Origin of the sequence: Winogradskyella sp. A2 (genome assembly GCF_046762865.1) — a bacterium.
Classification (GTDB): domain Bacteria; phylum Bacteroidota; class Bacteroidia; order Flavobacteriales; family Flavobacteriaceae; genus Winogradskyella.
In genome coordinates, this window is sequence record NZ_JBKQXM010000003.1 from 148,489 (window position 1) to 165,273 (window position 16,785).

General features: G+C 34.2%; 18 protein-coding genes and 1 tRNA gene. 17 read left to right on the forward strand and 2 right to left on the reverse strand.

Annotated features, from left to right (window positions below):
- The first annotated feature begins 5 nt into the window (after nt 1-5).
- Genes ACFWV9_RS06605 through ACFWV9_RS06620 form a run of 4 tightly spaced genes read left to right on the forward strand, consistent with a single transcriptional unit; the run spans nt 6 to nt 3,022 of the window.
- Nucleotides 6-1,457 (forward strand): Ni/Fe hydrogenase subunit alpha, encoded by a 1,452-nt coding sequence (locus ACFWV9_RS06605; protein WP_411894455.1) that lies wholly within the window; start codon nt 6-8, stop codon nt 1,455-1,457.
- On the forward strand, nt 1,441-1,914 hold the full coding sequence (locus ACFWV9_RS06610) for a hydrogenase maturation protease (protein WP_411894456.1): 474 nt from the start codon (nt 1,441-1,443) through the stop codon (nt 1,912-1,914). The genes ACFWV9_RS06605 and ACFWV9_RS06610 overlap by 17 nt, the downstream gene beginning before the upstream one ends.
- A 3-nt stretch (nt 1,915-1,917) precedes the next feature.
- Complete coding sequence (gene hypB / locus ACFWV9_RS06615) at nt 1,918-2,754, forward strand: hydrogenase nickel incorporation protein HypB (RefSeq protein WP_411894457.1); 837 nt, start codon at nt 1,918-1,920, stop codon at nt 2,752-2,754.
- Nucleotides 2,755-2,767: 13 nt separating this feature from the next.
- Entirely contained in the window at nt 2,768-3,022 is a 255-nt protein-coding gene (locus tag ACFWV9_RS06620) for a HypC/HybG/HupF family hydrogenase formation chaperone (protein ID WP_411894458.1), read from the forward strand.
- Between the two features lie 105 nt (nt 3,023-3,127).
- Here ACFWV9_RS06620 and ACFWV9_RS06625 read toward each other — a convergent pair whose 3' ends face one another.
- Together ACFWV9_RS06625 and ACFWV9_RS06630 are read right to left on the reverse strand one after the other, a co-directional pair.
- Nucleotides 3,128-3,922 (reverse strand): glycosyltransferase family A protein, encoded by a 795-nt coding sequence (locus tag ACFWV9_RS06625; RefSeq protein ID WP_411894459.1) that lies wholly within the window; start codon nt 3,920-3,922, stop codon nt 3,128-3,130.
- 228 nt (nt 3,923-4,150) lie between these two features.
- Nucleotides 4,151-4,225, reverse strand: a tRNA-Pro gene (locus tag ACFWV9_RS06630).
- Between the two features lie 103 nt (nt 4,226-4,328).
- Here ACFWV9_RS06630 and ACFWV9_RS06635 point away from each other — a divergent pair.
- The 13 genes from ACFWV9_RS06635 (at nt 4,329) to lepB (ending at nt 16,783) form a co-directional block, all read left to right on the forward strand.
- Nucleotides 4,329-5,432 carry a PQQ-dependent sugar dehydrogenase gene (locus ACFWV9_RS06635; protein WP_411894460.1) on the forward strand — a complete coding sequence of 368 codons (1,104 nt, stop codon included), beginning with the start codon at nt 4,329-4,331 and terminating at the stop codon, nt 5,430-5,432.
- A 93-nt stretch (nt 5,433-5,525) separates the two neighbouring features.
- On the forward strand, nt 5,526-6,131 hold the full coding sequence (gene udk, locus ACFWV9_RS06640; RefSeq protein ID WP_411894461.1) for a uridine kinase: 606 nt from the start codon (nt 5,526-5,528) through the stop codon (nt 6,129-6,131).
- A complete protein-coding gene (locus tag ACFWV9_RS06645; RefSeq protein ID WP_411894462.1) occupies nt 6,131-6,457 on the forward strand; it encodes an FtsB family cell division protein in 327 nt (108 codons plus the stop codon). The genes udk and ACFWV9_RS06645 overlap by 1 nt, the downstream gene beginning before the upstream one ends.
- Nucleotides 6,450-7,817 carry a methylmalonyl-CoA mutase subunit beta gene (locus ACFWV9_RS06650; protein ID WP_411894463.1) on the forward strand — a complete coding sequence of 456 codons (1,368 nt, stop codon included), beginning with the start codon at nt 6,450-6,452 and terminating at the stop codon, nt 7,815-7,817. The genes ACFWV9_RS06645 and ACFWV9_RS06650 overlap by 8 nt, the downstream gene beginning before the upstream one ends.
- Nucleotides 7,818-7,820: 3 nt before the next feature.
- A complete protein-coding gene (locus tag ACFWV9_RS06655; RefSeq protein ID WP_411894464.1) occupies nt 7,821-8,465 on the forward strand; it encodes a hypothetical protein in 645 nt (214 codons plus the stop codon).
- Entirely contained in the window at nt 8,459-10,582 is a 2,124-nt protein-coding gene (gene scpA / locus ACFWV9_RS06660; protein WP_411894785.1) for a methylmalonyl-CoA mutase, read from the forward strand. The genes ACFWV9_RS06655 and scpA overlap by 7 nt, the downstream gene beginning before the upstream one ends.
- Nucleotides 10,583-10,605: 23 nt before the next feature.
- On the forward strand, nt 10,606-11,487 hold the full coding sequence (locus tag ACFWV9_RS06665) for an SDR family oxidoreductase (RefSeq protein ID WP_411894465.1): 882 nt from the start codon (nt 10,606-10,608) through the stop codon (nt 11,485-11,487).
- A 117-nt stretch (nt 11,488-11,604) separates the two neighbouring features.
- Nucleotides 11,605-11,979 carry a hypothetical protein gene (locus ACFWV9_RS06670; protein ID WP_411894466.1) on the forward strand — a complete coding sequence of 125 codons (375 nt, stop codon included), beginning with the start codon at nt 11,605-11,607 and terminating at the stop codon, nt 11,977-11,979.
- A 149-nt stretch (nt 11,980-12,128) separates the two neighbouring features.
- Nucleotides 12,129-12,911: a ParA family protein gene (locus ACFWV9_RS06675; RefSeq protein ID WP_411894467.1), complete on the forward strand. Its 783-nt coding sequence runs from the start codon at nt 12,129-12,131 to the stop codon at nt 12,909-12,911.
- Nucleotides 12,895-13,797 (forward strand): ParB/RepB/Spo0J family partition protein, encoded by a 903-nt coding sequence (locus tag ACFWV9_RS06680; protein WP_411894468.1) that lies wholly within the window; start codon nt 12,895-12,897, stop codon nt 13,795-13,797. Before ACFWV9_RS06675 ends, ACFWV9_RS06680 begins: the two co-directional genes overlap by 17 nt.
- Nucleotides 13,787-14,392, forward strand: a complete 606-nt coding sequence (locus ACFWV9_RS06685) for a DUF5683 domain-containing protein (RefSeq protein ID WP_411894469.1) — start codon at nt 13,787-13,789, stop codon at nt 14,390-14,392. Before ACFWV9_RS06680 ends, ACFWV9_RS06685 begins: the two co-directional genes overlap by 11 nt.
- 17 nt (nt 14,393-14,409) lie before the next feature.
- Complete coding sequence (dapB, locus tag ACFWV9_RS06690; protein WP_411894470.1) at nt 14,410-15,111, forward strand: 4-hydroxy-tetrahydrodipicolinate reductase; 702 nt, start codon at nt 14,410-14,412, stop codon at nt 15,109-15,111.
- 61 nt (nt 15,112-15,172) lie between these two features.
- Nucleotides 15,173-16,783, forward strand: a complete 1,611-nt coding sequence (lepB, locus tag ACFWV9_RS06695; RefSeq protein WP_411894471.1) for a signal peptidase I — start codon at nt 15,173-15,175, stop codon at nt 16,781-16,783.
- Nucleotides 16,784-16,785 lie beyond the last annotated feature (2 nt).

Below are 16,785 nucleotides of genomic sequence, written 5' to 3' on the forward strand. Positions count from 1 at the left end.
GTAAAATGGGCAAAAGAAAAATAGTTATAGAACCTGTTACTCGTGTTGAAGGACACGGTAAAGTAACCATTAAATTAGATGAAAATGGCAAGGTTGACAATGCCTTTTTCCACATTGTAGAATTTAGGGGTTTTGAAAAATTTATTCAAGGCCATCCTTATTGGGAAGCACCCGTTTTGGTACAACGCCTTTGTGGCATTTGTCCGGTGAGCCATCATATTGCCGCAGCAAAAGCTATAGATCAATTAGTTGGTATTGACCCAGAAAACTTATCGCCAGTTGCGACTAAATTGAGGAAAATGTTGCATTATGGACAAGTATTTCAATCCCATGCACTGCATTTCTTTTATTTGGCTTCACCAGATTTATTGTTTGGAATTGATGCGCCTGCCGAGAAGCGCAATATTGTAGCGGTTGCTACCGAAAACAAGGAATTGGCAAAAAAAGGCATTTTAATGCGTAAGTTCGGTCAAGAAATGATAAAGGCATTAGCTGGTAAAAAAATTCATGGAATATTGGCAGTTCCAGGTGGTGTACACAAAACCTTTTCAGCAGAAGAGCGCCAATATTTTTTGGATGGTAAACAAATTCCCAATGTAGATACCATGATAGAATGGAGTAAAGAAATCATAGATTTCATGAAATCATATCATGCTGAAAATACAGAGTGGATAGATAGTTTTGCACGATATCCATCAAATCATTTAAGCTTGGTTGATAAAGAAACTGGTGCTTTAGAATTATACGATGGTAGGCTTCGTTCCATTGATTCGAGAGGCAAAGAATTATTGAATATTTCAGATATTGAATACGCTTATCATTTTAAGGAGGCTGTAGAACCTTGGTCTTATCTTAAGTTTCCATATATGGAAGCCTATGGTAGAGAAAACGGCTGGAACCGTGTTGGGCCATTAGCGCGCGTGAATACATGTACACATATCAATACACCATTGGCAGAAACAGAACGTCAAATATTTAAATCTTATACTAAGGATTTTCCAAACAACATGACTATGCACACCCATTGGGCTCGCTTAATTGAAATGCTACATTGTGCTGAACTAATGAAAGAATTATTGTTAGATGATGATATTATGGGCGATGATTTGGTAAGGAAGGGCACACCAAGAAACAAAGGTATAGGAATCATTGAAGCTCCAAGAGGTACATTAATTCACGAATACCATACTGATGACAAGGGACTGATCACTAAATGTAATCTGATAGTTTCTACAACTCATAATAATGAGGCCATGAATAGAGGAGTGAGATCTGTAGCCAAAGCTGTTTTAGATGAAAAACAAGAAATTACAGAACCAATGCTCAATCAAATAGAAATTGCTATTCGTGCTTACGACCCTTGTCTCAGCTGTGCAACTCATGCTTTAGGTGAAATGCCTTTGATTGTAAGATTGGAAGACCACAAAGGAAATTTATTAGATGAGAAGATTAGATAACAAAACCATTGTTTTAGGAATTGGTAACAACGGTAGGCAAGATGATGGCCTAGGTTGGAAGTTTTTAGATTTTTTAAAAACGGAAAATACGGGCTTTGATTTAGAGTACAGATATCAACTTCAAATTGAAGATGCTGAACTTATTTCAAATTATGATCGTGTCATTTTTGTAGATGCCACTAAAGAAAGCACCGAAAATGGATTCTACTTTGAACCTTGCCGGCCCTCAAAAAAATACAGTTTTAGTACACATGCTTTAGAACCTCAAACAATTTTGTACCTTTCTAAACAATTGTACGATCATAATCCTAAAGCATATATTTTGGCTATTCAAGGTTACGATTGGGAATTAATGATTGGACTAAGTGACAAAGGCAATCAAAACCTCAATAAGACAAAACAACATTTTTTAGATAAGATACTTGTATCCTATCTTTCAGAACAAAAAAACTATTAAATTATGTGTGGAACTTGTGGTTGCGGTACAGAAGAACAAGGCGTTACGATTAAAAATCCAAAGGATATAAAAACGCACAATCATCACCATCATCATCACGATGGACATACCCATAGTCACGAGCATTCGCATGACCACGATCACCATCATCATCAAGACCATGACCATAGCCATTCTCATAAGACCGTGATTGAGCTAGAAAAAGATATCCTTCACCACAATGAGGTCATGGCGTCGCGAAACAAAGGTTATTTTGATGCAAAAAACATTTTTGCATTAAACTTGGTAAGCTCACCAGGATCTGGTAAAACCTCGATTTTGGAAAAAACTTTACAGGATTTAAAAGATGACATTTCTTTTTATGTTATTGAAGGTGACCAACAGACTATGAATGATGCTAATAGAATTGATGCCTTAAACATTCCTGTTGTTCAAATCAATACAGGCAAAGGCTGTCATTTAGAAAGTGATATGGTCTACGATGCAGTGAAAAAATTGAATATGAAAGACCATTCAGTCTTAATGATTGAAAACGTTGGGAACTTGGTATGTCCATCCATGTTTAATTTAGGAGAAAGTAAAAGAATTGTGATTATTAGTACTACTGAAGGTGAAGATAAACCCATAAAATATCCTGATATGTTCCATACATCGGATATTTGCATCATCAATAAAGTAGACCTTTTACCATATGTCAACATCAATTTAGATAAATTGAAAGACTACGCGCTGAGAGTGAATTCAAATCTAAAATTCTTTGAAGTTTCTGCAACCAACGGACAAGGTATGGAAGATTGGTATAAATGGTTAAAATCAGAAATCTTAGTCCAACAATCATAAATCATTAATTAAAATGTGTCTATCAATTCCCGGAAAATTAATAGAAATCACTTCTGAGCTAGATAAAACTTTCAGAACTGGTAAGGTCTCTTTTGACGGAATTACCAAAGATATTAGTCTTGCACTTGTACCTGAAGCCAAAATTGATGATTATGTATTGGTCCATGTTGGAGCAGCCATCAGTATCATTGACGGAGATGAAGCAAAAAAAACATTCGAAATATTAAAAGAATTAGATGAACTAAATGATCTAGACAATATAGAGTAAATTATTTTAGTTCAAACTGGACAGTTCAACTGAAACCATTTTATTGTCATGAACATCAGATCCTGTTTCAGGAACGTTGATTTTTGATTGTTTTAGCTGTTCTACTTAGGCTGGATAAAAATTAAATTCCTTACGCAACCTTGGAGTTATGATTCTAAATTGATACCGTCTAAATCTATAATATAATCTCCTTATATTATGGAAAGAAATCCAATTTCCATGATAACTGAAATCTTTAACATTTTGGTAAGACATGTGAATATTCTCGCCATTTCCCATATTGTATATCCCACCAGGAAAAGGAATATTCTTCAATTCGATGTTTGAGTCAAGAGTTGTTAATCGATGATCGAAATACAAATCTATTTTGCCCTTATCAAAAAAATGTTTTATCACATTTGGTTTCACAATAACTGAACTGCCACATAAATGGTTAAAGTTCTTCTTTGCAACGACTAAAATACTTTTCCAATTTAAACTTAAATAACCTTTCCCTATATACCACCCAGGCAATTCATTTCCTTTTCTATTTACAAAAGAGGCGATCCTATTACTGACAAAGTCATCAGAATCTACAAGCATAATATAATCTGTATTAAATATTTTACTTGCATACTCAACACCGAGTTTTATCTTATTCCCTTTATCAATTCTTTTTTTAATTAAGAACTCTTTTGGACTAATGTAATCTTTGTTCGGTGGATGAAAATCTGGATGTACAAAATGAAGATTTTCATGGGTATAATCTACTATCGGAATTTCGTGACAAACTACCAAAACCTTAAAGTTCGAATCCGTTTGATTACATATTGACTTTAGAGTCCTCTCAAATATTTGACTAAACTTAAACCAGTTTGAAGTTACAGATTTACTCTTAACAGGAACAACGAAGGTTAACATTATTTAATAGATTGTTAAGTCAAAGGTTATATCAGTTATTAAATATACTAATATTTCATCGACTAAAGACTGCATGTAATGCTAAGAAGTTACTTTGGCAAAAAAATAAATTTACTAACAAGCTACATTTTGTTTATATAATTTTAATGTTCTAGAAATAATATTATATAACGAACTGGAAGTGTAAATTAAAAAAAGCTCAGTTTGCACTGAGCTTTCTCTTTAAGGTCGGGGTGGCAGGATTCGAACCTGCGACCTCCGCGTCCCAAACGCGGCGCGATAACCGGGCTACGCTACACCCCGAGTTTTCGGTTATCAAAATTTGGATTGCAAATATATAGTTTTTCTTCATAAACCGACAACATTTTTCTAACTTTAGATATTAATTTAATAATGAAAACAGGTAATGAAATTTAAACCCTTAATTCTGACTATTATTCTTATAAGTACTTGTACTTGCGCTCAAGACAAGAATCCTGTTAACAAAGAAAATAACCACGAAGTAGTGGTCTCAGATATAGCAATTCCATGGGGATTTACCTTTTTACCTGATGGCTCAATGTTAATTAACGAAAAAACTGGAGAGGTTATTCATTTTAAAGACGGTGTAAAAACCGAAATCTTAGGATTACCAGACATATATGTACGTGGCCAAGGTGGCTTGATGGATATTTTACTTCATCCTGATTATAAAAATAATGGTTGGGTGTATTTCTCATATGCATCTACTTCAGGTAAAGGTGATGGTGGCAACACCACCATTGCACGTGCAAAATTAGATCATAAGCAGTTCGCTAGTTGGGAGATCTTGTATAAAGCTTCACCAAATTCAAGTAGAGGACAACATTTTGGATCGCGTTTAGTTTTTGATATAGAAGGTTACCTCTACTTTACAATTGGAGATCGTGGAAACAGAGATGTTAATCCACAAGATATAACAAGGGACTGTGGTAAGGTTTATAGGATAAATGATGATGGAAGTATACCGCAAGACAACCCATTTGTTGGCATATCCAAAGCTAAAAAAGCTATCTATTCTTATGGCCACAGAAACCCACAAGGCATGACCCTTCATCCTGTTACTAATAAAATCTGGACACACGAACATGGTCCAAAAGGTGGCGACGAAATAAATATCATAGAAAAAGGTAAAAACTATGGGTGGCCTATTATAAGCTATGGTGTTAATTACAGTGGTACAAAATTTACTGATATTACGGAAAAAGAAGGTATGGAGCAACCAATACATTATTGGGATCCATCTATAGCTCCAAGCGGAATGGTCTTTATTAATAGTGATAAATATGGCGACTGGAAAGGTCATTTATTGGTAGGGTCATTAAAGTTTCAATATTTAGACCTATGCACTCTAAAAAATGGCAAAGTTGTTAAAGAAGAAAGACTCCTAGATGGATTAGGAAGAGTTAGATCTGTAGAACAAGGCCCAGATGGCTATATATATGTTGGAATTGAAAATCTAGGAATAGTAAAATTATTGAGAGGGAAATAAATATTAGATTGCATACAAGAAGTGACATATGTCATTAAAAAGCACTACTAATTACCTAACTTTGTATTCAACTAATTAAACAGAATAACGCTAATGCTTATAATTGGAATTGCCGGTGGAACTGGTTGTGGTAAAACAACAGTTGTTGACACAATACTTAAAGAATTACCTGAAGGCGAAGTTGGCGTTATCTCACAAGATTCATATTACAAAGACACTTCTCATCTTAGTTATGACGAACGTGTAAAAATTAATTTTGATCATCCTAGATCAATTGATTTTAAGTTGTTGGTTGAACATTTAAAACAGCTGAAATCTGGCAATACAATTGAACAACCAGTATATTCATTTGTAAAACACAACAGAACTGGAGATACCATAAATACCCATCCCAGAAAAGTTATTATTGTTGAGGGAATCTTAATTCTTACGAATCCAGAAATTAGGGATTTGTTCGATATTAAGATCTATGTCCATGCCGATTCAGATGAAAGATTGATTCGTAGACTTAAAAGAGACATAAGTGAACGAGGAAGAGATATTGACGAGGTTTTAACACGATATCAAAACACGTTAAAACCAATGCATGAGCAGTTTATTGAACCAACTAAAGAATATGCAGATATAATTATTCCAAATAACAAATACAACACAGTGGCAGTAGATATCGTTAAAACCATAATCAACGACAAATTGTAATGGCAAAACTTACATCTAAATACTTCAAACCTTTCAAAAATATCTATTTCATTGTATTATTAGGCTTCGTTATATGGATGCTATTCTTTGATGCGCATTCTTGGCTGTTTCACCATGAATTAAACACAGATATAAAAGAATTAGAATATCAGAAACAGCATTACAAGAACGAAATGACTAAAGACAATAAAGCTATTAAAGAATTAAGTACAGAAGAAGGTGTTGAACGTATGGCTAGAGAAACCTATAACATGAAAAAGCCAGATGAAGATATTTATATCATTGAATACGAAGATAGTATAGCAAAAAACAACCAAGATGAATAAAACTTTATTTAATGAATTTGAGAGCGTATCCTCAAAGGCTTGGAAACAAAAAATACAGGTAGACCTAAAAGGTGCTGATTATAATGACACCCTAATTTGGAAAACTGGCGAGGGGATAAACATTAAACCATTTTATCATTCTGATGATTTTAATGAAGCACATAAGGTATCTTCTAGTCAAGCCACTAATTGGAAGATTTGCCAACATATTATAGTAAAAGACTCCAACAAAGCCAATAAAACTGCTATAGACGCTATTGTTAGAGGAGCGGAAAGTCTAATTCTTGAATTGTCAAATGATACTATTAATATCAATTTGTTACTTGAAAATATTGACACTTCAAAGGCACTCATCTTTCTTAAGTGCAATTTTTTATCAGATGACTTTATTCAAAAATATCATAGCAACTTAGATGTCAACGTAATATTCCTGAATGATATAATTGGGAATTTATCAAAAACTGGTAATTGGCATGAATCACTAAAAGAAGATCACCTTAAATTTGAAGCAATTGTAAAAGCAACAAATCAAATTACAATTGATTTAAGTTTATTTCAAAATGCTGGTGCAAATAGTATTCAACAATTAGCTTATGCAATGGCACAGGCAAATGAGTATTTAAACCATTTTGATAATATTTTAGACAATAGTTCTAAAAAATCACTCCAGGTTATATTTACAGCAAGCGTTAGTTCTAATTATTTCTTTGAAATTGCAAAACTTAGGGCTTTAAGAGAAATTTGGCATGTATTAGCATCAGAGTATAATGTAAATTCCGATTGTCTAATCTTGGCTACACCAAGTAAGCGCAATAAGACTATATACGATTATAATGTAAACATGTTACGTACCACAACTGAATGTATGAGTGCTATTTTAGGTGGCGCAAATGTAATCTGTAATTTACCTTATGATAGTTTATACCATGAATCAAATGAATTCGGTAATAGAATTTCTAGAAATCAATTATTAGTACTTAAAAATGAAAGCTATTTAGATAAGGTAAATAATCCTGCAGATGGGGCTTATTATATTGAATCCTTGACACAACAAATGGGTGAAAAAGCCATTGAACTTTTTAAGGATATTGAAAGTAATGGGGGATATTTATCTCAACTCAAATCAGGTACAATTCAAAGAAAAATTAAGGAAAACGCATCACAAGAACAAGAAGATTTTGATTCTGGAAAACTAGTTCTATTAGGCTCAAATAAGCACCCAAACACCAACGATAAAATGAAAGATAATCTTGAAAAGAGTCCTTTTATGAAGAAAGAATCAAGAAAAACTTTAATTGAACCAATAATTGAGAAAAGGCTATCTGAAAAATTGGAAATCAGTAGGTTAAAAAAAGAATAATACATGGTATTGAGAAAATCAATAGTAGTTTTTTGTGCGCTTTACTGCCTATTTTCAACTTCATGTCTAGAAGTAGCAAAAGGTATTTCAGATTGGACTCAAATTGAAGACATTGAAGTTGTCGATGGCAAAATGCATTACCTTGGAGACGATGGTATAAAATTATTTTTACCAACCAGTTTTAACCGTTATACTTCAATTGAATATTTAGCACTTTTAGATTCCTTGGCAACAGATAACAAGGAGTTAGAAATAGAACGCACGCGATTAAAATATATGCGAGAAATGGAAGGTAATCATTACATATATTTTGATATTACGGTTAACGCTACTTATACGCTCAATACGGTCCCTTACACTCCAATATCTCGTCAGGACGCAAAATTTCTTTTAGGTATAATCAGAAAAAATCAAGAGGACCTTCGTGAATATTCAGACTTAGATTATACTAAGATTACGGCAAAACATAATGACAATGGCAAGACTCAAGTATTTAAAGCTATATTCAAAATAGAGAATAAAAAACTAGAGCAGCAGGCATTTCAACATGCCTTTTTTATATCGTCAAATAAAAAAACTGTTTTAATAAATCTAATAGCTCCATTTGAGGTTTATTTTGACCCTTTTATTGAAAAAATGATATTATGAGAAAAGCACTTCAACATATTAGTTTAGATTCAATTAAAAAAGAACCGAAAGATAATAAAAATAAAATCTTTCATACTGCAGAAAATATTGACGTTAAGTCAACCTATTCTAGAGAGGATATTAAGGATTTTGAACATCTAGACTACGTTGCTGGTATCGCACCTAATCTGCGCGGACCATATTCTACAATGTATGTAAGACGACCTTGGACCATAAGACAATATGCTGGGTTCTCTACAGCTGAAGAAAGTAACGCCTTTTACAGACGGAATTTGGCAGCTGGACAAAAAGGATTATCCGTGGCATTTGATTTAGCAACACATAGAGGTTATGATTCTGACCACGAACGCGTTGTTGGAGATGTTGGTAAAGCAGGAGTCGCCATAGATTCTGTGGAAGATATGAAGGTACTTTTCAATCAAATACCATTAGATAAAATGTCAGTCTCTATGACTATGAATGGCGCTGTACTGCCAGTTATGGCATTTTATATTGTTGCTGCAGAAGAACAAGGTGTTAAACCAGAACAATTGGCTGGTACCATTCAAAATGATATTCTTAAAGAATTCATGGTAAGAAATACATACATCTACCCTCCTACACCATCGATGAAAATTATTTCGGACATTTTTGAATATACAAGTAAAAATATGCCTCGATTTAATAGTATTAGTATTTCTGGCTACCATATGCAAGAAGCAGGAGCTACCTGTGACATTGAATTGGCTTATACACTTGCCGATGGTTTGGAATATATAAGAAAAGGGATAGAAGCAGGTATGGATATAGACACATTTGCACCTAGATTATCATTCTTCTGGGCCATAGGGATGAATCACTTTATGGAAATTGCCAAAATGCGCGCAGCACGCATGCTATGGGCAAAATTGGTGAAACAATTTAATCCAATAAACCCAAAATCATTGGCATTACGCACTCACAGTCAAACATCTGGCTGGAGTTTAACAGAGCAAGATCCTTTTAATAATGTTGCAAGAACTTGTATTGAAGCTGCGGCAGCTGCATTTGGAGGCACACAAAGTTTACATACCAATGCCCTAGACGAGGCTATTGCACTGCCAACCGATTTCTCTGCAAGGATTGCTAGAAATACACAGATTTATTTGCAAGAAGAAACCCATATCACTAAAACAGTAGATCCTTGGGCAGGTAGCTATTATGTTGAGAGCCTAACCAATGAAATAGCGCACAAAGCTTGGAAACTTATTAAAGAGATTGAAGAATTAGGTGGTATGACAAAAGCCATTGAAGCTGGTATCCCCAAGCTTAGAATTGAAGAAGCCGCCGCAAGAAAACAAGCAAGGATAGACTCTGGGCAAGATATTATAGTAGGTGTTAATGCGTATCAATTGGAACAGGAAGACCCTTTGCATATTCTTGAAGTTGACAATCAAACGGTGAGAAATCAACAAATAGAACGCTTAAATCAAATAAAATCCAATAGGAACAGTGAAGAGGTTGAGCAAGCATTAAATAAATTGACTGAAGCGGCTAAATTAGGAAATGAAAATTTACTAGCTTTGGCAGTAGATGCTGCTAGAAAACGTGCGACGCTGGGTGAAATCAGTGATGCATTGGAAGCAGAATTCGGACGATACAAAGCACAAATCAAATCATTTTCAGGCGTGTATAGTAAAGAGATTAAGGACGATAAAAGCTTTAAAAAAGCAAGGGAATTAGCTGATAAGTTTGCAGAACAAGACGGTCGTAGACCTCGAATTATGATTGCTAAAATGGGGCAAGATGGTCATGATAGAGGTGCTAAAGTTGTTGCAACAGGTTATGCAGATGTAGGATTTGATGTTGATATTGGTCCACTATTTCAAACACCTAAAGAAGCTGCAAAGCAAGCCGTAGAAAATGATGTACACATACTCGGTGTTTCGTCATTAGCTGCAGGTCATAAAACATTGGTACCTCAGGTAATTGAAGAATTAAAAACATATGGACGAGATGATATTATGGTAATTGTAGGAGGTGTCATTCCAAAACAAGATTATCAATTTCTGTTTGATGCTGGTGCTGTAGCAGTATTTGGTCCCGGAACTAAAATCAGCGAAGCGGCGATACAAATTTTAAAAATATTGATTGACTAACATTTAAATTATTAAAATTTTAAATGAATTTAAGTAAAAAAATGCTCAGAGATGGAGCCTTAGAGGGCAAAACAATAGTTGTTACAGGAGGCGGTAGTGGCCTAGGAAAAGCCATGACAAGGTATTTTCTAGAATTAGGTGCAAATGTTGCAATTACCTCACGTAATTTAGAAAAACTCCAGGATACGGCAAAAGAACTTGAAGCTGAAACTAATGGCAATTGCCTTCCAGTACAATGTGATGTTAGAGAATTCCACCAAGTGGAAGACATGAGAAATACTGTAGTGAAACATTTTGGTAAAGTTGATGTTTTACTTAATAATGCCGCAGGAAATTTCATTTCTCCAACTGAACGTTTATCTCCAAGGGCGTTTGACGTTATTATCGACATTGTTTTAAAAGGAACCAAAAACTGTATTCTTTCATTTGGTAAACATTGGATAGACAAAAAACAAACCAATACTAATGTCCTCAATATAGTAACTACTTATTCTTGGACAGGTTCTGGATATGTAGTACCAAGTGCGGCAGCGAAAGCTGGTGTATTGGCCATGACGCGAAGTTTAGCTGTAGAATGGGCAAAATACGGAATGAGATTTAATGCTATTGCTCCTGGGCCATTTCCAACTAAAGGTGCCTGGGATCGATTAATGCCTGGCGACCTCCAGGAAAAGTTTGATATGGCTAAGAAAGTCCCCTTAAATCGTGTTGGCGAACATCAAGAATTAGCAAATTTGGCTGCTTATCTGGTCTCTGATTTTTCAGCTTACATCAATGGAGAAGTTATTACTATTGATGGCGGAGAATGGCTGAAGGGAGCTGGAGAATTCAATATGCTATCTGAAATCCCAGAATCACTATGGGATGAGCTTGAAAAAATGATAAGAGCAAAAAAGAATAAATGAACTATTAGCATTCTTCAATTGGTATTTTAATTAAAGTTTAACAGCCTATAGAACTTTACGATAATACCTTTGTAAAAAAGCTAGAATAAGATGTTTATCCAACTTCCCTATTGCAATTTGAATTTTTTTAAGTATACCTTATTCTATTTAGTAATACTAACATTCAATTTTACATCGTGTTCAAGTAGTGATTCCAGTGAGGAAGAATCTAACAATATTGTCGAGATATGTAATGACGGAATTGATAATGATAACGATGGGTTTATTGATTGTCGGGATTCTAATTGCAGTTCTAGCACTTTATGTGAAGAAATTTGCAATGATGGTATCGATAATGATGGTGACGGATTTATTGATTGTGCAGATGCGAATTGCGAAGAATTCCAAGATTGTCTAATTGAACGCTGTATAGATGGCGTAGATAATGATGGTGATGGTTTAGTAGATTGTGATGACCCTGATTGTGACAGCAATCCAAATTGTATATCCTAAAGTGAACATATTACATCATTATTCTTCGCAAAATATGCTTAAAACTCTGGCGAGCATGGTGTTTTATTGTTTACTCTATGTTAACAACTTCCGTTTTCAAAACCCATAATTAATTGTATTTTTAAACCCGATAAAAACCAAATCAATTAATGGGTAAAATCATTGCAATTGCTAACCAAAAAGGAGGTGTAGGCAAAACAACAACCTCGGTTAATTTAGCCGCCTCACTTGGTGTATTAGAAAAAAAAGTCCTACTTATAGATGCAGATCCTCAAGCCAATGCCAGTTCTGGTCTTGGAGTAAATGTAGATGCCGTTGAAATAGGTTCATATCAGGTCCTCGAGCATACAAAAGAAGCGCAGGACGCTATCATTAAATCAAATGCGCCAAATGTAGATATCATGCCAGCTCATATTGATCTTGTTGCAATAGAAATTGAACTAGTGGATAAGGATGAGCGGGAGTATATGTTAAAAAAAGCGATTGCTGATATAAAATCCGAATATGATTATATCCTCATAGATTGTGCGCCATCTTTAGGTTTATTAACTTTGAATGCTTTAACAGCATCAGATGCAGTCATTATACCAATACAATGTGAATATTTTGCACTTGAAGGGTTAGGCAAACTGTTAAATACTATTAAAAGTGTACAAAAAATTCATAATGAAGCGTTAGACATTGAGGGCATGCTTTTAACAATGTTCGATTCTCGTTTAAGGCTGTCTAATCAAGTAGTTGAAGAAGTTCAAAAACATTTTAGCGACATGGTATTTAAAACAATTATTCAGCGAAATGTTAGATTAGGTGAAGCTCCTAGTTATGGTGAAAGCATTATAAACTATGACGTAAGCAGTAAGGGTGCATCAAACTATTTGAGTTTAGCCAAGGAGTTGATTAATAAAAATGAAGTATATGGCGAAGGCAACTAAAAAACAGGCTTTAGGGAGAGGACTCTCTGCACTGTTGAAGGATCCTGATAATGATATTAATTCTGCAGAAGACAAAAATGCGGATAAAGTTGTTGGCAATATCGTAGAGTTAGACATCAATAGTATTGAGGTTAACCCCTTTCAACCAAGAACAAATTTTAATGAAGAATCCTTAAGAGAATTGGCATCCTCAATAAGGGAACTTGGTGTTATTCAACCAATCACTGTTAGAAAATTAGCATTTAACAATTATCAATTGGTTTCTGGAGAGAGACGTTATAGAGCGTCAAAACTTATTGGATTACCAACAATACCTTCATATATAAGAATTGCTAATGACCAAGAGTCATTAGAAATGGCACTTGTTGAAAACATACAGCGCCAAGATTTAGATCCAATTGAAATTGCATTGTCCTATCAACGTCTAATTGATGAAATAAATCTAACACAAGAGCAAATGAGTGAGCGTGTTGGTAAAAAGCGCTCAACAATTGCAAATTACCTGCGTTTGTTAAAATTAGATCCAATTATACAAACAGGCATGCGTGATGGATTTATTAGTATGGGACATGGTCGTGCTATGGTTAACATTGATAGTCAAATTGACCAGCTTGAGGTATATGAAAAAGTTATCTCCAATAAATTATCCGTAAGAGCTACAGAACAGTTGGTAAAGAACTTAAATGGTCCGAATGAAAATAACAAAGCTGAAGCACCATCTGAAATACCAAAATATATAAAGAAAGGCATCAAAGAATTTTCTGATTATTTCGGCCATAAAATTGATGTGAAACTTGCCAAAAATGGAAGTGGTAAAATAACCATACCATTTCATTCTGAAGAAGACTTTAATCGAATTAAAAAATTAGTTCAACGTGCTAAATAAGCATCTATATTCACTTTGCCTGTGCTTATTTTCAGTCTGTTTGTTATTTTCTCAAAAAGAAAAAGATAGCACTATTATTGGATTGGACAAAGATCTGGTTCAGATTAATCAAAGCATTGTTGAAACTAAACCGATAGATCCATTGAGGCCATCTAAAGCCGCATTTTACTCTGCAATACTACCTGGTCTAGGCCAAGCATACAATAAAAAATACTGGAAAATACCAATTGTTTGGGGCGCTATTGGTACAGGTGTATACTTTTATATAAGAAATGACAAGCAGTTCGATAGATTCCGTGATGCTTATAAACGTAGATTGGCTGGTTTTACAGATGATGAATTTTATGGAGACGGTATTACACCACAAATCTCAGATGATGGTCTTATACGTGCACAAGAACAGTTTAGGAGAAATAAAGAAGTATCCTTGCTAATTACAGTTGGTTTGTACGCCTTAAATATTATTGATGCAAATGTTGATGCACATTTATTGCAGTTTAATGTCGATGAAAACTTGACGCTTAGTCCACACTATCAGTATAACGAAATGGAAAATAGTTCGGATTTAGGAGTAACAGTAAACTTTAAATTTTAAATTTTAAATTTTAAAAGATGAATATTGCATTACTCGGTTATGGCAAAATGGGTAGAAGTATTGAGAAGATTGCCACAGATCGAAATCACAAAATTACTTTAAAAATCTCTGAACCTGAGGACGAATTTGATTTCTCAGATTGTGATGTTGCAATAGATTTTAGCGTACCAAGTGCTGCCGTTAGAAATATAACTAAGGCCTTAGATGCAAATGTCCCAGTTATTTCTGGTACAACTGGGTGGTTAGATCAATATGATGCAATTGTAAATTACTGCAATGAACGAAATGGAACATTCTTATATGCTTCTAATTTTAGTTTAGGTGTTAATATTTTTTTTGAAATAAACAGGAAATTAAGTGAGTTAATAGGAGGGTTAGATGACTATTCTGTTGCGATTGAAGAAATTCATCACAAACAAAAACTAGATGCACCAAGTGGTACCGCAATATCATTGGCCGAGGGAATAATTGAAAATACAGACTATAAAAACTGGACTTTAGATAAACCTGATGCAAATGAAATCCACATAAATGCCAAAAGAATTGAAGACGTACCTGGCACGCATGAGATAACTTATGATTCAAATATTGACTCTATTAATATCAAACACACAGCACATAATAGACAAGGTTTCGCATTAGGCGCAGTAATTGCAGCTGAATGGATTAAAGATAAAAAGGGAGTTTTCACAATGAAAGATGTGTTAAACATTGGTTAATTAAACTTTGATTTGAAACATTTTAAAATATTTTTCAACCTACTAGACTAAACATAATATTATGACCTGGACACAATGGTTCATCTTTTTAATAGTTATTCAAATAATTCATGGCCTTGCCACATGGAAGTTATATGCAAAAGCAGGTAGAAAAGCTTGGGAAGCTTTTGTTCCAATATTTAATGCAGTTATCTTAATGAAAATTATAAGCCGTCCTTGGTGGTGGATAATACTAATGTTTTTGCCTATAGTAAATCTTATAATGATTCCTGCTGTATGGGTAGAAACAGGGCGTAGTTATGGCAAGGACACTAAAAAAGATGCACTTTTATGCATCGTAACTTTAGGCTTTTACTTATTCTATCTTAACTATGTTGAAGATGTAAATTACATTGAAAACAGAAGGTTGAAGCCAAAAACTTCATCTGGTGAATGGATTACATCTATCCTATTTGCTATAGTTGCAGCCACAATTGTACATACCTATTTTTTTCAACCTTTTGTTATTCCATCTTCATCATTAGAAAAATCTTTACTTATTGGAGATTTCCTCATTGTGAGTAAAATTCACTACGGAGCGAGAGGACCTATGACTACAGTAGCAGCACCTATGGTCCATGATACAATACCTGTATTAAAGAAAAAATCTTACCTGTTTAATGACCAGTACGAAAAAAGAAATACGAGTCTGCTCAATAAACTGCAATTACCCTATTTTAGATTACCTGGATTTGAAAAAATTGAACGAAATGATATTGTAGTATTCAATCAACCTGCCGATACGCTTCTGGATATGAACAAATTTAAACCAGACCGTAACTATTATAAACCAATTGATAAAAAGACAAATCTCGTAAAGCGCTGTGTGGGTATTGCTGGAGATAATTTGGAAATAAGAAACGGATATGTATTTATTGACGGTGAGCAAAATAAATTACCTCCAAGATCTCATATTCAATTTTCATATGATATTAAATTTAAACGAAATCTACAGCCATCTAGGATATATGATATACTCAATAAACACGATATAACTGATGGTTTAGGTTATGGAACTCAAGAAGGATATTATAGAATTCCTGCGGCAACAGATAGGGCTATTGCAAGATTGAAAGCTCACCCAGAAGTGGCTGAAATAAATCCAATTAAAATAGAAAAAGGTGTAAAGGAAGATATTTTTCCTAGAGATCCTAGTTACAGTTGGAATATTGACAACTTTGGTCCAATCTATATTCCTGAAGCAGGAGCCACAGTTGAATTGAATACTGATAATATTGCCATATACAAACGTGCTATTTCTGAGTACGAAGGTCATAAAGTGGTTACTCGAGGAAATCAAATATTAATTGATGATGAACCTGCAACGTCATATACTTTTAAGCAAGATTACTACTGGATGATGGGTGACAATAGGCATAATTCTATTGATAGTAGATTTTGGGGATTTGTGCCTTACAATCACGTCTTCGGAAAACCTGTTTTTATTTGGATGAGTATAGATGGTATAAATGATGGCCTTAAAAATTGGAGCTTCCGTTGGGATAGAATATTTACAACTGTAAGCGGTAGTGGCCAAAGAACATCATACTTAATTCCATTTATTGTTGTTGTTTTTGGCATTACATTCTTCAATAAATGGAGAAAAAAGAAAAAGGCTAAGGCTAATAAGTAGTA

Coding starts and splice junctions, on each gene's coding strand:
- lepB (WP_411894471.1), top strand. CDS start 15,173: ATGACCTGGACACAATGGTTCATCTTTTTAATAGTTATTCAAATAATT.
- ACFWV9_RS06620 (WP_411894458.1), top strand. CDS start 2,768: ATGTGTCTATCAATTCCCGGAAAATTAATAGAAATCACTTCTGAGCTA.
- ACFWV9_RS06680 (WP_411894468.1), top strand. CDS start 12,895: ATGGCGAAGGCAACTAAAAAACAGGCTTTAGGGAGAGGACTCTCTGCA.
- ACFWV9_RS06605 (WP_411894455.1), top strand. CDS start 6: ATGGGCAAAAGAAAAATAGTTATAGAACCTGTTACTCGTGTTGAAGGA.
- ACFWV9_RS06625 (WP_411894459.1), bottom strand. CDS start 3,922: ATGTTAACCTTCGTTGTTCCTGTTAAGAGTAAATCTGTAACTTCAAAC.
- udk (WP_411894461.1), top strand. CDS start 5,526: ATGCTTATAATTGGAATTGCCGGTGGAACTGGTTGTGGTAAAACAACA.
- dapB (WP_411894470.1), top strand. CDS start 14,410: ATGAATATTGCATTACTCGGTTATGGCAAAATGGGTAGAAGTATTGAG.
- ACFWV9_RS06675 (WP_411894467.1), top strand. CDS start 12,129: ATGGGTAAAATCATTGCAATTGCTAACCAAAAAGGAGGTGTAGGCAAA.
- ACFWV9_RS06610 (WP_411894456.1), top strand. CDS start 1,441: ATGAGAAGATTAGATAACAAAACCATTGTTTTAGGAATTGGTAACAAC.
- ACFWV9_RS06635 (WP_411894460.1), top strand. CDS start 4,329: ATGAAATTTAAACCCTTAATTCTGACTATTATTCTTATAAGTACTTGT.
- ACFWV9_RS06650 (WP_411894463.1), top strand. CDS start 6,450: ATGAATAAAACTTTATTTAATGAATTTGAGAGCGTATCCTCAAAGGCT.
- ACFWV9_RS06665 (WP_411894465.1), top strand. CDS start 10,606: ATGAATTTAAGTAAAAAAATGCTCAGAGATGGAGCCTTAGAGGGCAAA.
- ACFWV9_RS06655 (WP_411894464.1), top strand. CDS start 7,821: ATGGTATTGAGAAAATCAATAGTAGTTTTTTGTGCGCTTTACTGCCTA.
- ACFWV9_RS06645 (WP_411894462.1), top strand. CDS start 6,131: ATGGCAAAACTTACATCTAAATACTTCAAACCTTTCAAAAATATCTAT.
- hypB (WP_411894457.1), top strand. CDS start 1,918: ATGTGTGGAACTTGTGGTTGCGGTACAGAAGAACAAGGCGTTACGATT.